This window comes from Nonomuraea maheshkhaliensis, assembly GCF_039529435.1.
GTDB classification, from domain to species: domain Bacteria; phylum Actinomycetota; class Actinomycetes; order Streptosporangiales; family Streptosporangiaceae; genus Nonomuraea; species Nonomuraea maheshkhaliensis.
Window position 1 is genome coordinate 32,163 of the sequence record NZ_BAAAMU010000023.1, and the last position, 17,111, is coordinate 49,273.

The 17,111-nt window shown below is 72.5% G+C and carries 15 protein-coding genes; 6 read left to right on the forward strand and 9 right to left on the reverse strand.

What is annotated here, in order from left to right:
- Positions 1–128: 128 nt before the first annotated feature.
- Genes ABFX54_RS17845 through ABFX54_RS17855 form a run of 3 tightly spaced genes read right to left on the reverse strand, consistent with a single transcriptional unit; the run spans position 129 to position 2,989 of the window.
- On the reverse strand, positions 129–1,076 hold the full coding sequence (locus ABFX54_RS17845; protein WP_346106129.1) for a sugar kinase: 948 nt from the start codon (positions 1,074–1,076) through the stop codon (positions 129–131).
- Positions 1,073–1,840, reverse strand: a complete 768-nt coding sequence (locus tag ABFX54_RS17850; RefSeq protein ID WP_428834534.1) for an IclR family transcriptional regulator — start codon at positions 1,838–1,840, stop codon at positions 1,073–1,075. The genes ABFX54_RS17845 and ABFX54_RS17850 overlap by 4 nt, the downstream gene beginning before the upstream one ends.
- Positions 1,841–1,888: 48 nt before the next feature.
- Positions 1,889–2,989, reverse strand: a complete 1,101-nt coding sequence (locus ABFX54_RS17855; protein WP_346106133.1) for a winged helix DNA-binding domain-containing protein — start codon at positions 2,987–2,989, stop codon at positions 1,889–1,891.
- A gap of 309 nt (positions 2,990–3,298) precedes the next feature.
- On the opposite strand from ABFX54_RS17855, the gene ABFX54_RS17860 reads away from it, so the two are divergent.
- The 3 genes from ABFX54_RS17860 (at position 3,299) to ABFX54_RS17870 (ending at position 6,656) form a co-directional block, all read left to right on the forward strand.
- A complete protein-coding gene (locus ABFX54_RS17860; RefSeq protein WP_346106134.1) occupies positions 3,299–3,472 on the forward strand; it encodes a hypothetical protein in 174 nt (57 codons plus the stop codon).
- 69 nt (positions 3,473–3,541) lie between these two features.
- Positions 3,542–4,543 carry a hydroxyacid dehydrogenase gene (locus tag ABFX54_RS17865; RefSeq protein WP_346106135.1) on the forward strand — a complete coding sequence of 334 codons (1,002 nt, stop codon included), beginning with the start codon at positions 3,542–3,544 and terminating at the stop codon, positions 4,541–4,543.
- Positions 4,544–4,616: 73 nt separating this feature from the next.
- Positions 4,617–6,656 carry a serine/threonine-protein kinase gene (locus ABFX54_RS17870; protein ID WP_346106137.1) on the forward strand — a complete coding sequence of 680 codons (2,040 nt, stop codon included), beginning with the start codon at positions 4,617–4,619 and terminating at the stop codon, positions 6,654–6,656.
- 116 nt (positions 6,657–6,772) lie between these two features.
- Here ABFX54_RS17870 and ABFX54_RS17875 read toward each other — a convergent pair whose 3' ends face one another.
- The 3 genes from ABFX54_RS17875 to ABFX54_RS17885 all read right to left on the reverse strand — a co-directional run bounded on the left by ABFX54_RS17875 (position 6,773) and on the right by ABFX54_RS17885 (position 11,858).
- Entirely contained in the window at positions 6,773–10,663 is a 3,891-nt protein-coding gene (locus tag ABFX54_RS17875; RefSeq protein WP_346106139.1) for a protein kinase family protein, read from the reverse strand.
- Between the two features lie 106 nt (positions 10,664–10,769).
- A complete protein-coding gene (locus ABFX54_RS17880) occupies positions 10,770–11,336 on the reverse strand; it encodes a GNAT family N-acetyltransferase (RefSeq protein WP_346106141.1) in 567 nt (188 codons plus the stop codon).
- A gap of 12 nt (positions 11,337–11,348) precedes the next feature.
- Positions 11,349–11,858 carry a shikimate kinase gene (locus tag ABFX54_RS17885; protein ID WP_428834535.1) on the reverse strand — a complete coding sequence of 170 codons (510 nt, stop codon included), beginning with the start codon at positions 11,856–11,858 and terminating at the stop codon, positions 11,349–11,351.
- 38 nt (positions 11,859–11,896) lie between these two features.
- On the opposite strand from ABFX54_RS17885, the gene ABFX54_RS17890 reads away from it, so the two are divergent.
- Both ABFX54_RS17890 and ABFX54_RS17895 read left to right on the forward strand, forming a co-directional pair.
- Positions 11,897–12,178: a hypothetical protein gene (locus ABFX54_RS17890; RefSeq protein WP_346106145.1), complete on the forward strand. Its 282-nt coding sequence runs from the start codon at positions 11,897–11,899 to the stop codon at positions 12,176–12,178.
- A 14-nt stretch (positions 12,179–12,192) separates the two neighbouring features.
- Positions 12,193–12,576, forward strand: coding sequence for a ChaB family protein (locus ABFX54_RS17895; protein ID WP_346106147.1), 384 nt, complete (start codon positions 12,193–12,195; stop codon positions 12,574–12,576).
- A gap of 198 nt (positions 12,577–12,774) precedes the next feature.
- On the opposite strand, the gene ABFX54_RS17900 is transcribed toward ABFX54_RS17895, so the two are convergent.
- The 3 genes from ABFX54_RS17900 to ABFX54_RS17910 all read right to left on the reverse strand — a co-directional run bounded on the left by ABFX54_RS17900 (position 12,775) and on the right by ABFX54_RS17910 (position 15,969).
- Positions 12,775–14,604, reverse strand: coding sequence for a transketolase (locus ABFX54_RS17900; protein WP_346106149.1), 1,830 nt, complete (start codon positions 14,602–14,604; stop codon positions 12,775–12,777).
- An 83-nt stretch (positions 14,605–14,687) separates the two neighbouring features.
- Positions 14,688–15,701: an SDR family oxidoreductase gene (locus tag ABFX54_RS17905; RefSeq protein WP_346106151.1), complete on the reverse strand. Its 1,014-nt coding sequence runs from the start codon at positions 15,699–15,701 to the stop codon at positions 14,688–14,690.
- A gap of 7 nt (positions 15,702–15,708) precedes the next feature.
- Positions 15,709–15,969 (reverse strand): hypothetical protein, encoded by a 261-nt coding sequence (locus ABFX54_RS17910; protein WP_346106153.1) that lies wholly within the window; start codon positions 15,967–15,969, stop codon positions 15,709–15,711.
- A 54-nt stretch (positions 15,970–16,023) separates the two neighbouring features.
- Between ABFX54_RS17910 and ABFX54_RS17915 the strand changes: the two genes are divergently transcribed.
- Positions 16,024–17,079, forward strand: coding sequence for a DNA topoisomerase IB (locus ABFX54_RS17915; RefSeq protein ID WP_346106155.1), 1,056 nt, complete (start codon positions 16,024–16,026; stop codon positions 17,077–17,079).
- Positions 17,080–17,111 lie beyond the last annotated feature (32 nt).

Here is a 17,111-nt window from a genome sequence, read left to right on the forward strand (position 1 = left end):
ACATGCTACGGGTTGCCGCCCCGCACAACCGGTGCACCGCCGGACCCGGGGCGGGTGGTTCAGGCGGCCGTCGGTGGGACCGCCTGGTCGGCGGTTGCCGTGGTCGTGGGGCCGCCCGGCCTGGGCGGTCAGCGGTTGACGCCGTCGGCGGGGCGGCGCAGGAGGTCGAGGTCGGCGCGGCGGGGCAGGCTCTCCCAGTCGCCCTGCGAGGTGACCGCGAACGCCCCCGCCGCGCACGCCGTGCTGAGCCGCCGCTCGGGCTCGGCCCCCGCCAGCCAGTCCGCCAGCCAGCCGGCCGCGAAGGCGTCGCCGGCCCCGACGGAGTCGACCTCGCTCACCCGGTACGGCTCCGCCCGCCGTACGACGCCGCCGGACAGCTCCATGGCCCCCTCGGCGCCGAACTTGATCAGCACGTGCCGCGGCCCCATCCCCGCCAGCGCCTTGGCCAGCTCTTCGGCCCCTTCGACGTCGGCGATGAGCCGGCCCTCCGCCTCGGTGGCGAACAGCACGTCCACGCTCCCGATCGCCTCGCGCAGCCAGGCCCCGGCCTCCTCGGGCGTCCACAGCGCCTTGCGGTAGTTCACGTCGAGGGAGACCAGTACGCCCGTGGCCCTGGCCTCGTCGATCGCGAACCGTACGGCGTCACGCGCGGACTCCGAGAGCGCGGGAGTGATGGCGGAGACGTGCAGCACCCGGGCGGACCTGATCAGCTCGGCGTCGAGATCGGCCGCGCACAGCCGCGAGCCGGCGCTGCCCTTGCGGTAGTAGCGCACGTCGATGAGGTCGGCCGTGCGCCTGCCCTTGATCATCAGACCGGTGGGCGCGCTGGAGTCGGGGATGGCGCGCACGTCCACGCCCTCGCCGGCCAGCGTGGCCCTGATGAGGTCGCCGAACTCGTCGGCGCCCACCCGGCCCGCCCACGTCGCGCCGTGCCCGAGGCGGGCCACGCCGATCGCCACGTTGGACTCGGCGCCGCCCAGGCCCAGGTCGAAGTCACGGGCGAAGCGCAGCGGCCCCGTGCGCCTGGCGGCGAACAGCGCCATGGTCTCGCCGAAGGTCACCAGCTCGGTCGTCATCGCTCTCGGCTGCCCAGCTTTCTGGAGATGCGCGCCGCCGCGCCGGCCACCAGCGGACCCAGCTCGCGCACCCGCGCGGCGGTGATCCGCGAGGTGAGGCCGGAGACGGAGATGGCCGCGGTCACGGCGTCGTCGTGGTTGAAGATCGGCGCGGCCACGCACCGCACCTCGGGTTCATTTTCGCGGTCGTCGACCGCGTAGCCGCGCCGCCTGACGTGTGCCAGGTCCGCGCGCAGCCGCTCGGCTTCGGTGATCGTGTGTTTCGTCCGCGGTTCGAGGGTCAGGCCGGCCACGGTCTCCTCCGGCAGCCAGGCCAGGATGGCCTTGCCGACCCCGGTGCAGTGGAGGGGGCTGCGGCTGCCGATGCGCGAGGCCATGCGGACGCTGGCCGCGTTTTCCACCTTGTCGATGTAGACGACGTGCGGCGGGTCGTGGAGGACCAGGTGGACGGTCTCGCGCACCTCGGTCATCAGCCGGTGCGACTCCTCGGCCGCGACGGAGCGCAGGTCGAGCGTGGCCAGGTAGGACTGGCCGAGGCTGAGCGTGCCGTGGCCCAGGCGGTAGGCACCCGTCTCGCGGTCGCGTTCGAGCAGCCTGGCCTCTACGAGCGGCGCGGACAGGCGCAGCACCGTGCTCTTGGACAGGCCCACGGCATCGGCGAGTTGCGTGAGCGAGACGCCCGGATGCTCGCGCACGTGTTCCAGCACGGCCAGGGCGCGTCTGAGCGAGGCGGACTGGTTGCGTTCTGGCACGTGCCCCAACATACCGGCGGACCGCTGTTTGCAACACGTCGTTGTGCAGTGCACAACAGGTCAGGGCCTTGAGGGGCCGTCCGAGACCGCGATCTCGTGCGTGTCTCCAGGGGCCAGGAACGCGAGCAGCCGCCGGCCCTCCTCCTCGACCGCCTCCAGGTCCTTGACCGGCTCCCACAGGTGCAGGCCGAGGGTGGAGACGCCCTTGGCCCGGGTGAGCGTCCAGTCCCCGGCCGTGACGCCGTCCACCAGGACGACCCTGGGCATCACGTTGGTGCCCATGAAGCCCTGGAACGCGGCCAGGCCGGTCTCGGTGATGACCCGCGACCGGTCGGCGTGGGAGAGGAACAGGTTGTCGAAGTCGTACATGAGGCGGGGCGGCGCGGGCACGTCCGCGTCGGGGCGTGGGGCGTCGGGGAGGTCGTACAGAGTCCTGCCGCTCTCGTCCCTGAACCTGAGCAGGTCGAGCGGCTCGACCACCTCGGCCAGCCGGGTCAGCCCCGACCACGTCTGCACGTCCTGCACCGACGCGGGCCCGAACGCGGCCAGGTAGCGCCGCACCAGCTCGGCCGGCGTCATCGGGGCCTGCTCGAAGCCCAGCCACGACTCCGCGCTCGTGTGGGCGACCGGCCCGCTCCTGCCCCACAGGCCGCGCGGCGGCACCTGCACGAGGGGCACCAGCCAGCGCACCCCCTGGCCCAGCGCGTGGGGGTCGTGCTCCGGCCAGCGCTCGTTCAGCGCCCGGCCCAGCTCGGCGAAGGTCATCGGCCGCTCCTCCAGCAGCGCCCGCCCGACCGCCTCCAGCTCACCGAGATCCACCCCGGCCAGCCGCTTGCCGAACGTCGTGCGCGTCCCGCGCTCGGTGACCTGCTGCAGCAGCGGCCGCATGGCCAGGCAGTCGCGAGCCGAGACCAGGTGGATGGTGGAGCGCTGCAGCGCGATGCGCACCAGGGCGCGCGAGGCCAGCAGGTCGGCGGCGTCGGAGGCGGCGAAGCCCTCGACGCGGGTCCACAGGCCGGTGTACCAGGTGTGCGGGGTCTGCGCCTGGAGCCCGCCCAGGTGTTCGACGACCTCGATCACGGACTGGCCGGTGCGCCGCAGCAGGAGCTGCCTGTCCAGGGTGGCCCGGTTGAGCGCCCGGCGGCTGATGAGGGGATCCATGTGACCAAGGTAGGGGCTATTGCGGCCGGTCCCGGGCCGCAATAGCCCCCGCGGCGCCGGCGGATGCCGGCATGTGGCCTCTACCGCCTGATGGTACGCGTGTCGTCGAGGTTTCGCTCTTCCGTTCCGTGCCGTTTCGGAGGTCCTGAGGTGTTCTGGTGAGCTGAGGCGTTCGTTTTGGACGGTGTGCATGGGCGTGTTGGACGGTGTGCACGGGCCGCGCCGGAAGACTTCGCGGCTTTTGTCCGATGACCGAAAGCCTGACCCGGGTCAACCCGGCCCTGGACGGCCGCCGGACCAGGGCAGACGATGAACGTGGCCTGGAGCCTCGGCGAGGGGGTGAGTCCGCATGGCGGCACCTGCCCTTCGCAAGCTGGTGCCGAGCGTCAAGACGTCGAATACCACCTGAGCCACGTCTGCACCAAGCTCGGCATCGCCTCCAGGACGGCCCTCATCGGCCGGCTGAGCGACCCCGGCGAATAGCCCCGTCAAGGCTCGGAGCATCGCCTTCGTTATGATCGTTTTGACCTTTCGCGCGCCCGGGGGAGCGAAATGACCGAATACCGGCCCAAGACCCTGCTCGCCATGAGCCGGCAGATCGCCGGACGGCTCGTCACCGGCCCGGTACGCGACCGCCTGATCGCCGTCGCGGACGTGGACCCCGACCAGGTGACCACGGACTTCGCCGACCCCGACGTGGCGGCCGCGCTGGCCGAGGCCGAGGTGCTCTACACCAGCTGGTACTGCCCGCCGATCACCGCCGAGGTGCTGGCCGCCGCACCCCGGCTCAAGGCGATCGTGCACGCGGCCGGCTCCGTCAAGCACCACGTCACCCCGGCCTGCTGGGAACGCGGCCTGCTCGTCTCCTCCGCGGCGGCGGCCAACGCCGAGCCCGTCGCCGAGTACACGCTGGCCTCTATCCTCTTCGCGAACAAGCGGGTGCTGGAACTGGCCGCGCTCTACCGGGACAAACGCACCCAACTCGACGTGTACGGACTCTCCAGCGGCATCGGCAACTACCGGCGCACGATCGGGATCATCGGCGCCTCCAGGATCGGGCGCCGGGTGATCGAGCTGCTAAGGCCGTTCGACCTGGACGTGCTGGTCGCGGACCCGTACCTGACCGAGGACCTGGGCGTTTTGCACGTCGGCCTGGACGAGCTGTTCGAACGGTGCGACGTGATCAGCGTGCACGCGCCCGCGCTGCCCGAGACCGAGCACCTCGTCGACGCCGCCCGGCTGGCCCGCATGCGCGACGGAGCCACGCTGATCAACACGGCGCGCGGCGCGCTCGTGGACACCGAGGCGCTCACCGCCGAGCTCACCTCCGGCCGCCTGTACGCCGTGATCGACGTCACAGAGCCGGACCCGCTGCCGCCTGACTCGCCCCTCTACGACCTGCCCAACGTCCTGCTCACCCCGCACATCGCCGGCTCACTCGGCGGCGAGCTGGCCCGCATCGCCGACCTGGCCGTGGACGAGCTGGTCAGGTACGCCAAGGGGCTGCCGTTCGAACATGGCGTGGTCGCCACGGAACTCGCCACCAGCGCTTGACCGGCCTCTGACAGCCGAGCCGGCCGGCCGCCCCCGATGGCGACGGAGTCGGCGCGGCCCTACGCTGCTGCGCATGCACAAGCGCGTGATCGACGGCCGTTTCGAACTCGTGGAGCGGCTCGGCGGCGGGGGCATGGGCCTGGTGTGGCGGGCCTGGGACGTGGCCCTGCACCGCGAGGTCGCGCTCAAAGAGGTGCGCCCGCCCGACCCGTCGATGGACGAGCAGGACCCGGACGGCGCCCGCGACCTGCGCGCCCGGGTGCTGCGCGAGGCCCGCGCGCTGGCCCGGCTCAACCACCCGCACGTGGCCACCATCCACCACATCGTCGACCCGGGCGAGCACGACTACCCGTGGATCGTCATGGAGCTCGTCCCCGGCGGCTCGCTCCAGGATCGGATCCAGCACGGCCCCATGCCGCCCGAACAGGTCGCCAAGCTCGGACGCGAGGTCCTGTCCGCGCTCCGGGCGGCCCACGCCGTCGGCATCCAGCACCGCGACGTCAAGCCCGCCAACGTGCTGCTGCGCGAGGACGGGCGCTCGGTGCTGACCGACTTCGGCATCGCCGCCGTACGCGAGTCCACCAGCCTGACGGCCACGGGGTCGTTCATCGGCTCGCCCGAGTACATGGCGCCCGAGCGGATCAACGGCGTGGAAGGCGACCCGGCCTCCGACCTGTGGTCGCTGGGCATGATGCTGTACGTGGCGGTGGAGGGACGGCATCCGCTGCGCCGGAGCACCACCCTGGCGACGCTGGCGGCGGTGCTCAACGCGGACGTGCCGCCGGCTGGGCGCGCGGGGCCGCTCGGGCCGGTGCTCGCGGCCCTGCTCACCCGGGACACGGCGGCCCGGCCGGACGCGGAGACCCTGGACCGGATGCTCGCCGCGGCCGAATCAGGCCACACACCCCCGCCGCCTCACCCCTACGGCCCCCATGCTCCCGGCCCTCAGTCGTCGGCCCCTCAGTCGTCGGCTCCGCAGGTTTACGCCCCTCAAGGACCGGTCCCTCGGCCGCCGGCTCCACACGACTTCGGTTCCCACGGCTCCGGTCCTCACGGCGCCGGTCCTCACGGCACCGGCTCTCAGGGCTCCGGTCCTCACGGCGCCGGCCACCACGGCACCGGTCCCCAGGGCGCCGGTGCCCAGTCCGGTGGTCCCGGGTGGGGCGCGGCGGTCTTCCCGCCCGGTGGGAACGCCGGCGGGCCGATGCCTCCCGGGCCAGGGCCGCATGGGTCAGGGCCTTCCGGGCCGGGGGCGGCCGGGGCGGGCCCGGGCGCGTACGCCGGGCCGCCCCAGGCGGGGAACACCGTGCCGCCCCAGGCCGGGCACACCGTGCCGCCCGGGCACGGAGGCCCGTGGGGCAAGGCGCCGGTCTCGCACTCCGACACCATGAACAGACGCCGCCCCCGTCGCGGCGGGACGGCGCTGGTCGCGGTGATCGTCTCGGTCGTCGTCGTGGCAGGCGTGGTGGGTTGGCGGTTACTTCCGGCCATCGGCGACCTCGGCGGCGACGGCCGTCCCCAGACCGACCGCCTGTCGGCGTCGGACGCCCCGAACACCGGCAGAACCCCGCGCGTCACCACCACAGACGACACGACAGGCGACACGACGGACGACACGACGGACGACCAGACAGGTGACCAGACGGGCGACCCCTCCGAGGAGACCGTCGAGGAGAACCTGCTGACCCCCGCCGGCATGCGCGCCATGATCGCCAAGCTCAAGCCGGCCATCGGCGGCACCAAGGTCGTCAAGATGGTCGTCTACCCGACGTACGCCTCCGTGGACGCCCCGCTCAAACGGGACCCGGACCTGTACGACAGCTACGACTACCGCGACGGCGCCGTCTCGGAGCCGCGCAAGGGCAGCCAGGTGCGCACCGGCACGGCCGACCTGTCCAAGTACAACTGGAACGCCCTCCCCAACCTCATCGAACGGGCGAAGAAGGACCTCGGCGCCTCCAACCCCACGACGGTCTACGTCATCGTGGACCCGAACTACGTGTTCACCGCGACCAAGCAGGTGCTGCTCGTCTACGCCTCCGACGACTACGGCCGCGGCGGCTACCTGGTGGCCGACCCACAGGGCAAGGTCCTCAGACTCGTCGGCGACTAGGACGGCCGGACGGCGTGCGGCCGGCGGAGGTCCTGGTCACCGGCGCGACCCGCCGTCGGCGGAGGTCGGGTCGGCAAGCGTGGCCGGTCGGCGGGGGGCCGGTACCGGGATTGCCGTCAGCAGGCGTCCTGGTAGCCGCTCTCGGGGATCAGCCGGGCCCATTCCTGCCTGCTCAGCGCCCCGCCCGCCCGGGCGCACACCTCGCTCGCCGTCAGGGCCGGATCGACCGCGATCTCGTGTACGGTGCCGTCGAGCGCCACGCCGCGCAGCCGCCTGCCGTCCTGGCTGAAGGCGAGCCCCGACGCCCACGATCCCACCTGGCCGACCTCGCGCAGCGTCTTCGTGTCCCAGAGCGAGGTGCGGCCGCCGTCGATGGCCAGCAGGTCGCCCTTGGGAGAGAAACGCAGCTCGTCCACCGGGGTGGTGCCGGTCTCGATCGTGCCGAGCGGCCGGCGCTCGCGTACGTCCCACAGCAGCACCCTGCCGCCCTCCAGCCCGAACGCCAGCCTGTCGCCGCCGGGCGAGAAGGCCAGCGCGGTCGCGGCGGCGCCCCCACCGGCCTCGGCGGCCAGGCTGAGCGGGGTGATCCGGCCGGTACGCAGGTCGAGCAGGCTGTCACCGGCGGCCAGCGTCCTGCCGTCGGGGCTGAAGGCCAGGGCCAGGTCACCCGCGCTCTCGTACGTCTTGATCCGCTGCCCCTGGCGCACGTCCCACGTCTCCAGGGTGCTGCCGCGGGCGGTGGCCAGCGTGCCGCCGTCGGGGGAGAGCGCCACGGCCGGTACGTCGCCGCCGGCGTTGATCGCGGCCACCCGCCTGCCCCCGGTCACCTCCCACACGGTCACGGGGTCGCCCGCGACGGCCAGCAGCCGGCCGCTCGCGTCGAACGCCAGGTCGCCGGCGGCGGCGATCCGGCCCAGCGTCCTGCGCGCCTCGGTGTCGGTGAGCTCGATCGTGTCCCCGACCTCCTTGGCGGCGACGCGGCCGTTGCCGGAGAAGGCGGCGACCTGGCCGTCCTGGGCGGGCATCGGCAGGCCGGAGACGTCGAGCGAGACGACCGAGCCGGTGCCGCTGAGGTAGCGCAGGGTCCGTCCGTCCTTGGAGAACGTCAGGCCGTGGCCGGGGTCTTTGAGCGGGTACGCGCCCGCAAGGCGGCGTTCGGCCACGTTCCAGACGCGTACCTCGCCGTCGCCGGGGAGGGCGAGGAGGCGGCCGTCGGGGCTGAAGACGAGCGGGCCGGCCAGGGCGCCAGGAGGCGTCTCCAGCCCGTCCACGATCTCGACCCCCCAGCCACGCTCCTTCACCGGCCCCTCACCGAGGTCACGCTTCCGCGCGCCCGACGAGGCCCAGGCATCGGGCTCGGGCGAGGCCGACGACCCTCCGGCGTCGATCTCAGGCGCGGCCGACCGACCTCCGGCATCGGCCTTCGGCACAGCCGGCTGAGCCCCGCCGTCGCGCTCAGGCAGGGCCGGCTGACCTCCGGCATCGGTCTTGGGCCCGGCCGGCTGACCTCCGGTGTCGCGCTCAGGCAGGGCCGACGGCGTGACGGCCTTGAGCGTGACCGCGGGCTCCGGAGCCGGAAGTGCCCGCAACCCGGGCCAGGAAACCCCACTCGGCACACCCCGCGCGGCCAAAGCCCCAGAGGGTGCCGCCTCCACTTCCGCAGGGGATGGGGCCGCGAGAGCGCCCGGAGGTCCGGCCTGCGCTTCAAGGGGTCCGGTGGGGAGGGTCCCAGAGGGTGCCGCCTGTGCCCCCACAGGGCCGGTGGGCGAGGCCGCGAGGACACCTGGACGTCCGGCCTGCGCTTCTAGAGCGCCGGTGAGCGGGGCCTGGCCCGCAGGAGGGCTGGTGGGTGGGGCCGCGAGGGTGCCGGGGTGGCCGGCCTCGCCGCCCATCGGGCCCGTGGGGGAGGACTGGGGCGGGGCCTGGGCGTTGAGGGGCTGGGCGGGGGCCGAGCGGGCGGTGCGGGTCTGCTCGTCCTCCACCAGCGTGACCCCGTCACGCCCCGCCACCGCCAGCGTCCCCCCGTCAGGACTGAAGGCGAGAGCAGGCGCCCCGGCGTCCACGCCGGTGAGCGGCTGAACGGTCACGATGCCCGTCCTGACCCGCCGGGGCGTCAGGTCCCACAGCTCCACCCGCCCCGTCACCCCGGACACGGCCGCCCTCGACCCGTCGGGGGACAGCGCCACCTTCTTGTCGCTCACGTCGAACAGCATCCGGCCGCCCCGACGGACGACCGTCCGGTTGCCCCGGCTGATCGCGTACGCGGCGTCGCCCGCCGGCGCCTGACCGGTCGCCACGTCGAAGGGCCGCCCGCCGGGCCCCTCCGCGTAGCGGCCGTCGTCGCTCAGCGCGGTGCTTCCCGGCGGCAGCACGTACGTGGCCGTCCGCCGCCCGCCGGCCACGTCCCAGACGGTGACGGCGTCGGCGTCCCAGCGCACGAGCTCGTCCCCCCGCAGCAGGTAGCGCGCCCGCGCGTCGGCCCCGGGGTCGGTGAACACCCCCAGCTCCGGCTGCACGAGCGAGGCCTGCAGCGCCGCCCGCGCCTCGAACACCGGCGCCAGCCGCCACGCGGCCACACTGAGCCGCATCGCGGTGCGCGGGTCGGAGTCGCGCAGGTTCTCCGCCCTGGCGGCCACGGCCCTGGCGTCGGCCTCGATGAGGCGTTCGCGCAGGTCGTTCTGGCCGTGCACGGACAGGACGCTCATCGTCACCGCGACCGCCAGCACGGCCGCGACCGTGGCCAGCGCGGGCATCATGAGCTTCCTGCGCTGCTTGGACAGGGCCACGCTGTCGTTGATGAAGTCGCGTTCGAGCTGGTTGAGCCGTACGTGGCGGCGCTTGGTCGCGGCCCAGCCGAGCGCGGAGTCGAGCTCGTGGCCGCGGAAGAGGTGGCTGGTGTCGCGGCGGTGCTCGGACCAGGTCCTGGCGGCCTCGCGGATGCGCCGATGGGACGGCATGCCGTCGCGCTCGTCGGCGACCCACCCGCGCAAGCGGGGCCAGGCCCGGTAGAGGGCGGCGCTGGCGGCGGCCACCCGGTTGTCGCTGACGGCCACGAGCTTGCCCACGGCCGTCTCGGCGGGCGGCACCCGGACGCTGCGCCGCACCAGCAGGCCGGCCTCCATGAGCGGGGCGAGCACCTCGCCCTCGTCGTGCGGGTCGTCGCCGTCGAGCAGGCGCAGCAGCAGGCCGGGCACCTCCTCCTGCTGCCTCGGGGTGAGCGAGAGGTAGGCCTCCTCGGCCACCTCGCCGAGCGACCGCGTCGGGGCCCACGCCTCGGGCGGGCGCAGCTCGGTCTCGCTGTCGATGAGCAGCTCGGCCGCCGCCGGCCGGTCGGCGCAGTTCTTCGACAGCGCCCGCCCCACCAGCTCGCGCAGGTTGTCGGGCAGGCAGCTCAGGTCGGGGTCGACGGTCAGCAGCCGGTGCATGATGCCGCCGAGGCTCTCCCCCTGGAAGGGGTCGCGGCCGGTGGCCGCGAACAGCACCACCGCGCCCCACGCGAACACGTCGGCCGCCGCCTCGGCCGGCTGCCCGGTCAGGACCTCGGGAGCGAGGTACGTGCACGTGTCGCCCGCCGGGTCGCTCGCGGGCAGGCCCAGCTCGATCACCCGGGGCCCGTCGGCGGCCAGCAGCACGGCCTCCGGGTTGAGCCCGGAATGCGTCAGCCCGGCCTCGTGCAGGGCCCGCAGCGCGGCGGCCAGGGCGGCGGCCAGCGCGACGAGCTCGTCACCGCAGTAGGGGCCGTGCAGCCCGACCGCCTCACGCAGGTCGGGCCCGCTGACGAACTGACTGACCACGTAGGGGACGCCTCTGTCGGACCCGACGGCCACCACCTGCGCCAACTGGCGGCAGGTCACCTTCTCGAACCGGTGCCCGACCTCGCCCCTCGGCACGGTGACCGCGTAGCGGCGGCCCTCGTCGTCGTAGGCGTCGTAGACGACACCGCGCTTGCCCGCGCCGAGCCTGGCCGCCGGCCAGAAGCCGCCGAGCCTCTCGGGATCACCGGGCACCAAGCGCATCGTCACTGATGCTTAGATGCACGACATGGCCCTTTGGTTGCCCTGAAAGACGCCACAGGTCCCCCGCGCGCCTCGGGGGACCCATGAGTCATGATCATTATGCCAGGCTTCCGGATCTTGACTGCCACTCAGGCCGGAGGATGGACATGAGCACGGCGTCATGCCACTCGCCGTCCCAGAGCAGAGCGTCGCGCTCGACGCCCTCCTCGACGAAGCCGATCTTCTTGTAGACGTGGCGGGCGCGGTCGTTGAAGGTGTAGACGCCCAGGCTGATCCGGTGGATCGGCGTCGCGGTGAACGCGTGGGCCAGCAGCAGCTCGATCGCCTCGGTGCCGTACCCCTTGCCGAAGGCACGCGGGCCGACCAGCGCGATGCGCAGGTTGCAGGACAGGTTGCGGGCGTCGAGCTCGTTGAGCACGATCTCGCCCACGACCTCGTCGTCCGCCATGATCGCCAGGTCGAGCCGGTCGGCCTGCTCCGCGCGCGTGGCGTACCAGGCGCGCAGCCGATCCACCTCGAACGTGCCGTGCGAGCCCGTCAGCCGGCCCACCTCGGGGTCGGAGACGAGCTCGACGAGGCCGTCGAGATGTTCGAGGCCGATCGGGCACAGCGTCACGCGCTCGCCCTTCAGCGTGGGTTTCTCGGCGAACATCCTGTCAAGCATCCCCATTGGCTATCAGGTGTGATCGCCGCCGGGCAAACCCATTTGCCGCAGCACCTCGTCGCGCACCTGCTCGGGGCTGAGCACGCCGACGTCGCAGATCAGGTCGGCCACCTCGTGGAAGTAGTGCTCGCGCCGGGCCCGCATGGTCGCCGGGTCGTAGTCGGGACGGTGATCGCTCGTGCGCATCCGCTGCGCCAGCACGTCGTCCTTCGCGTCGACCCAGACCACGAACGCCCGGCCCATCGCCGCACGCACCTCGGGGTTCTCCAGCGTGCTCGCCGCCGCCGCGATCACCTTCGGCTCACCCGCCAGCCCTTCCAGCACGTGCTCGGCCTCGTAGCGGTGCAGCGTCTCCTTGCCCTCCCTGGCGGCTATCGGCGCCGACGTGGCGCCGTAGCGGTCCTGGAGGTACTGGTCGCTGTCGGTGAACGGCAGGCCGAGGGCCGCTGCGACCAGGCGTCCTGAGGTCGTCTTGCCTGATCCCATCAGCCCGATCATTACGACGGGTTTGTTTTTCGCCATTTGGATAGAGGTTCCTTCGTGTCAAGGAGGTAAATCTGATGACCATCGCCGGAAGCATCATCCTCATCATGCTCGGTGCGATCCTCACCTGGGCCGTCGAGTTCGACCTCGCCGGTCTCGACATCAACGTAGTGGGTGTCATCCTCATGCTCGGCGGCATCGTCGGACTGCTGTTCGGCATCTACCGGATCCGCGTCACCCGGCGAGCGGTCGGCCCGATCGAGGAGCCGGTGCACCGCCAGGAGATCTACGAGGAGCCCGAGGCCCGCAGGACCACGGTGTACGAGGAGCGCCGCCACTACAACGAACCGCCCCTTTAGGAGGTGAGACCGACATGCCAGGCGTTCAAGAGCTGCCGTCGACCGTCAGGCGTTCTCCCAAGAAGGCGCAGCGTACCTGGATCAAGGCGCACGACTCGGCCGTCCAGGAGTACGGCGAGGGACGGCGCGCCCACATGACGGCGTTCGCCGCGCTCAAGCACTCCTTCGAGAAGGTCGGCGACCACTGGGAGCCGAAGGACGAGAAGGGCCCCTCCGACCAGGGCGCCACGGACCGGTCCGGGCGCACCCAGGAGGGGGTGGACGCCAACGCGAGCAAGGAGCACCTGCGGGGCGTGGCGGCCAGGCTGGGCGTGCCCGGCCGGTCGAAGATGACCAAGCCGGAGCTGGTGGCCGCCATCAAGAAGGCCAACAGGAAGGCCACGGCGAAGTCCCGCTGAGCACGCCCGAGGTTTCGACGCGAAGAAGAAGGGCCGGTGGTCTCCCGACCACCGGCCCTCTGTCGTGTCGCCGCCCCTTCCGCCGTCCAGGCCGCAGCGCCCGCCCTCTCTGGGCCCGCCGTCTCTGGGCCCGCCGTCTCTGGGCCCGCCGTCTCTGGGCCCGCCGTCTCGGAGACGGGACTCGTCACCGCGCCGTCGTCAGAGCAGTCGTTTGACCGCCGCGACGATCGCGGTGTGGTCGATGCCGGCGTCGGAGAGCTGTTCCCGAGGGGTCGCGGACCCGGGCAGATCGGTCACGGCCAGTTTCACCACCCGCGGCCCCAGCTCGCTCACCGCGTCCGAGACCGCGTCCCCGAGCCCGCCCTCCGCCCGGTGGTCCTCGACCGTGATCAGGTTGCCGGTGGTGGTCGCCGCCTGGATGAGCGCCGCCGCGTCCACGGGTTTGATCGAGTACAGGTCGATGACGCCGACCGGGATGTCGCTCGCCCGCAGCTCGTCGGCCGCGGCCAGCGCCTCGTGCACGGTCACGCCGGCCGCCACGACGGTGGCCCGGTCGCCGGGGTTCTGCCGCAGCACCCGTGACCCGCCCACGGGGAAGCGCTCGCCCGGCTCGTAGATGACCGGCGTGTCGCCGCGCGTGGTGCGCAGGTAGGAGACGCCGTCGAGGTCGGCCATCTCGGAGAGCAGGGCGGCCGTCTGGTTGGCGTCGCACGGGTAGAGTACGGTGCTCCCGTACGTGGTGCGCAGCATCGCCAGGTCTTCGAGGCCCATCTGCGAGGGGCCGTCCTCGCCGATCGCCACCCCGGCGTGCGAGCCGACCAGCCGGATGGAGGCCCCGCTCACCCCGGCCATCCTGATGAAGTCGTGCGCCCTGGTGAGGAACGCCGCGAACGTGGCCGCGTACGGCTTCCACCCGCGCACCTGCATCCCGACGGCGGCCGCCACGAGCAGTTGCTCGGCGATGTACATCTCGAAGAACCGCTCGGGGAACTCCTCGGCGAACGTCTGGGTCTTGGTGGAGTCGGCCACCTCGCCGTCCAGCGCCACGACGTCCCCCCTGGCCGCGCCGAGCGCCTTCAGCGCCTCCCCGTACGCGGTCCGCGTGCTGACCTGGTCCCCGACGGAGTAGGCGGGCACCTGGATCCCGGTGGCGGCGAACCGGTACGGCGTCGCGCCCGGCACGGGCTTGCGCACCTCGACGTGCACGTCCCTGACGCCGCCCAGCTCCGCCACGGCCTTGTCAGGGTCCTTCAGCGCCTTGCCGTGCGCGCCCTCGCGGTTCTCCACCTCCAGGACGCCTTCACCCTTGCGGGTCTTCGCCAGGATCACGGTCGGCCGCCGGCGTGTGTTGCAGGCGTCGTTCAGCGCGTAGTCGATCTGTCCTGGATCGTGCCCGTCGATCTCGATCGTGTGCCAGCCGAACGCCCCGAACCTGCGCGCGTACGCGCCGGTGTCCCACCCGTGCCGGGTGGGGCCGCGCTGCCCGAGCCGGTTGACGTCCACGATGGCGGTCAGATTGGCCAGTCCTTCGGCCCCCGCGTGTTCCGCGGCCTCCCAGACGGAGCCCTCGGCCAGCTCGCTGTCACCGCAGAGCACCCAGACGCGGTACGGCAGGCGTTCCAGCCGCCCGGCCATCGCCACGCCCACGCCCACGGGCAGGCCCTGCCCGAGCGAGCCGGTGGCGACGTCCACCCAGGGCAGCCGGGGTGTCGGATGCCCCTCCAAGCGGCTGCCCCGGCGCCGGAACGACAGCAGTTCCTCGTCGTCGATCACGCCCGCCGCCTTGTACAGCGAGTAGAGCAGGGGAGAGGCGTGCCCCTTGGAGAAGATCAACTGGTCGTTGGCCGGATCGTCCGGGTGGTCGAAGTCGTAGCTCAAATGGCAGGCGAACAGCACCGCCATCAGGTCGGCCGCGGACATCGACGAGGTGGGGTGGCCGGACCCCGCCTCGGCGGCGGCTCGTACGGAGTCGACGCGTAGCTGTGCTGCCAGTTCGGCAAGGTACTGGAGATCGCGTTCAGGCATCATCGCCTCCTCGAAAGCGGTTGCTGCGGCGCCTGCCCCCGCTCGGCGCGGGGAACGCGCGGGTGCGGGCGGCATGCCGGAGGGCATCAGGAGCGCTTGGCCCGGACCACGGTGGCGGCGACGGTGGCGGCCGCGCCCGCGGCCAGCGTCAGGAGGACCGGCCGGCGGTGCTGGGAGAGCCAGAGCTGAGGGCTGTGCCCGTGGGAGCGGTGGTCGAAGGAGCCGTGCGCGCCGTGGTCCGTGGACTCGTCGGCGGGCTCCCACAGGTTGGACACGCCGGTGGGCGCCTTCTCGTCCGTCACCTGGGACCGCGCGCCCGACCAGGCCAGGTAGCGGTCCACCAGCGCCGGGGCCGCGCGCTGCGCCAGCAGGGTGAGCGCGGTGCTGGCGCCGACCCAGTACTCCTTGCGCTCCGGGTGCTCGGCCGCGTACACGATCGCCCTGGCCGCCACCTCGGGCTGGTAGATGGGGGGTACGGGCTGCGGATGGCGGCGCAGCTTCGACAGGACCCAGTCGAACTGGGGCGTGTTGACCGCGGGGAGCTGGACGAGCGTGATGTCGATGCCGCTGCCGTCGCCCAGGAGCTCCGTGCGGACCGACTCGGTGAAGCCCTTGACCGCGTGTTTCGCCCCGCAGTACGCCGACTGCAGTGGGATGCCCCGGTAGGACAGGGCCGAGCCCGCCTGGACGATGGCGCCCGCGTCGCGCGGGCCCATGACGTCCAGGGCCGCCTTCGTGCCCCAGACGTAGCCCAGGTAGGTGACGGCGGTGGTGCGTTCGTACTCGTCTGGTGATATGTCGGTGAATTTGGCGAATACGGAGGAGAAGGCGGTGTTGATCCATACGGAGATGGGGCCCATCTCCTTCTCGATGCGCTCGGTGGCGTGGCGTACCTGCTCATAGTCCGCCACGTCGGCCTCGTACACCTGACCGGTGCCCCCTTCCGCGCCGACGTCCACCGCGGCGGCGCCGAGGCCCGTGGTGCCACGTGCGATCAGCGCCACCTTCGCGCCCTGCGCGCCGAGCATGCGGACGACCGCGCGACCGACTCCGCCGCTCGCGCCCGTCACCACCACTACCCGCCCTCGAAGTGACGCCATGTCGAGATCAGCCCGCCTCTCCGTTGTCGCCCCGGTTCTTCTGCCGCTTCACGGCCAGCGTGATGTCCACCACCGTCGCGATCGCCAGCACGACGGCGATCCCCGCCAGCACCCAGGCCTTGGTGATGATGCCGAGCACCGTGAACGCGAACAGGAAGACCAGGAGGAACGAGCCCACCCTGATGTGCACCACGTCCCGCGGCGTGGCGGGCACCATGGCATGACCGCGCCGATCCCGCTCCTCGTGCCACTCTCCTCTATCAGACATGTGCCTCACCTGCCCGTACCGTTTGCCGCCTAACGTCCGGGGTAGCCGCCTCCCGTGCCTGATCGTGATCCTCGCGCGCAGCCGTCCCCTGGGCCGTCCCCTGGGCCGGGGCTGCGCCCGAGCGACCAGAACGAGCCGGGGATCGTCAGGAGGCGGCGCGGCAGGGGATTCAGCTACGCCGGGCCCGACGGCGAGCCGGTGCGCGACCCGGACACGCTGGCCCGGATCAAGGCGCTGGCCATCCCCCCGGCCTGGCAGGACGTGTGGATCTGCGGCTCGCCCGACGGCCATCTGCAGGCCGTGGGCACGGACGCGGCGGGCCGGCGGCAGTACCGCTACCACGACGTGTGGCGCGAGCAGCAGGACCGGGTCAAGTTCGACCGGGTGCTGGACGTGGCCGAGCGGCTGCCCGCGTTCAGGAAGGCCGTGGACGACCAGCTTGAGGGGCGCGGGCTGACCAGGCAGCGGGTCCTGGCCGCCGCGGCCAGGCTGCTCGACATCGGCTTCTTCCGCATCGGCGGGGAGAGTTACGACACCTACGGGCTGGCCACGCTGAGGATGGAGCACATCACCTGCTCCAACGGCATCGTCGTCTGCTCCTACCAGGCCAAGGGCGACATCGCGCGCGAGGTGGAGGTGGCCGACCCGGCGGCGTGCAAGGTGCTCAGGGCGCTCAAGGGCCTGGGCGTACGGGGTGAGCTGCTGCGTTACCGGCACTCCGGCGGCTGGAGCGACATCAGGAGCGAGGACATCAACGAGTACCTGCACGAGATCATCGGCTACGAGGTCACCGCTAAGGACTTCCGCACCTGGCACGCCACGGTGCTCGCGGCCGTCGGGCTGGCGGTGTCGCGGCAGGCAAGGAAGCATGGCCGCACCGGCAAGCAGCGCGCGGTGACCCGGGTGATGCGCGAGGTCGCCGAGTACCTGGGCAACACGCCGACCGTGGCCAGGGCGTCGTACGTGGACCCGCGCGTCGTGGCCGCGTACGACCGCGACAGGACCATCACCGCGGCCCTGACCGAGCTGGGCGCGGACGCCGACTTCGGGCAGCTCGCCACGGCGGGCCGGGTGGAACAGGCAACTATTGAGCTGATTCGTGCCGTTTGAGGGGTTCAAACCCGGGCATGCGGCGACAGAAG

Excerpts from the sequence above, each read along its gene's own strand:
- ABFX54_RS17865 (WP_346106135.1), top strand. The coding sequence starts at position 3,542 with ATGACCGAATACCGGCCCAAGACCCTGCTCGCCATGAGCCGGCAGATC.
- ABFX54_RS17890 (WP_346106145.1), top strand. The coding sequence starts at position 11,897 with ATGACCATCGCCGGAAGCATCATCCTCATCATGCTCGGTGCGATCCTC.
- ABFX54_RS17850 (WP_428834534.1), bottom strand. The coding sequence starts at position 1,840 with ATGTTGGGGCACGTGCCAGAACGCAACCAGTCCGCCTCGCTCAGACGC.
- ABFX54_RS17855 (WP_346106133.1), bottom strand. The coding sequence starts at position 2,989 with ATGGATCCCCTCATCAGCCGCCGGGCGCTCAACCGGGCCACCCTGGAC.
- ABFX54_RS17910 (WP_346106153.1), bottom strand. The coding sequence starts at position 15,969 with ATGTCTGATAGAGGAGAGTGGCACGAGGAGCGGGATCGGCGCGGTCAT.
- ABFX54_RS17860 (WP_346106134.1), top strand. The coding sequence starts at position 3,299 with ATGAACGTGGCCTGGAGCCTCGGCGAGGGGGTGAGTCCGCATGGCGGC.
- ABFX54_RS17880 (WP_346106141.1), bottom strand. The coding sequence starts at position 11,336 with ATGCTTGACAGGATGTTCGCCGAGAAACCCACGCTGAAGGGCGAGCGC.
- ABFX54_RS17895 (WP_346106147.1), top strand. The coding sequence starts at position 12,193 with ATGCCAGGCGTTCAAGAGCTGCCGTCGACCGTCAGGCGTTCTCCCAAG.
- ABFX54_RS17905 (WP_346106151.1), bottom strand. The coding sequence starts at position 15,701 with ATGGCGTCACTTCGAGGGCGGGTAGTGGTGGTGACGGGCGCGAGCGGC.
- ABFX54_RS17900 (WP_346106149.1), bottom strand. The coding sequence starts at position 14,604 with ATGATGCCTGAACGCGATCTCCAGTACCTTGCCGAACTGGCAGCACAG.
- ABFX54_RS17885 (WP_428834535.1), bottom strand. The coding sequence starts at position 11,858 with ATGGCGAAAAACAAACCCGTCGTAATGATCGGGCTGATGGGATCAGGC.
- ABFX54_RS17870 (WP_346106137.1), top strand. The coding sequence starts at position 4,617 with ATGCACAAGCGCGTGATCGACGGCCGTTTCGAACTCGTGGAGCGGCTC.
- ABFX54_RS17845 (WP_346106129.1), bottom strand. The coding sequence starts at position 1,076 with ATGACGACCGAGCTGGTGACCTTCGGCGAGACCATGGCGCTGTTCGCC.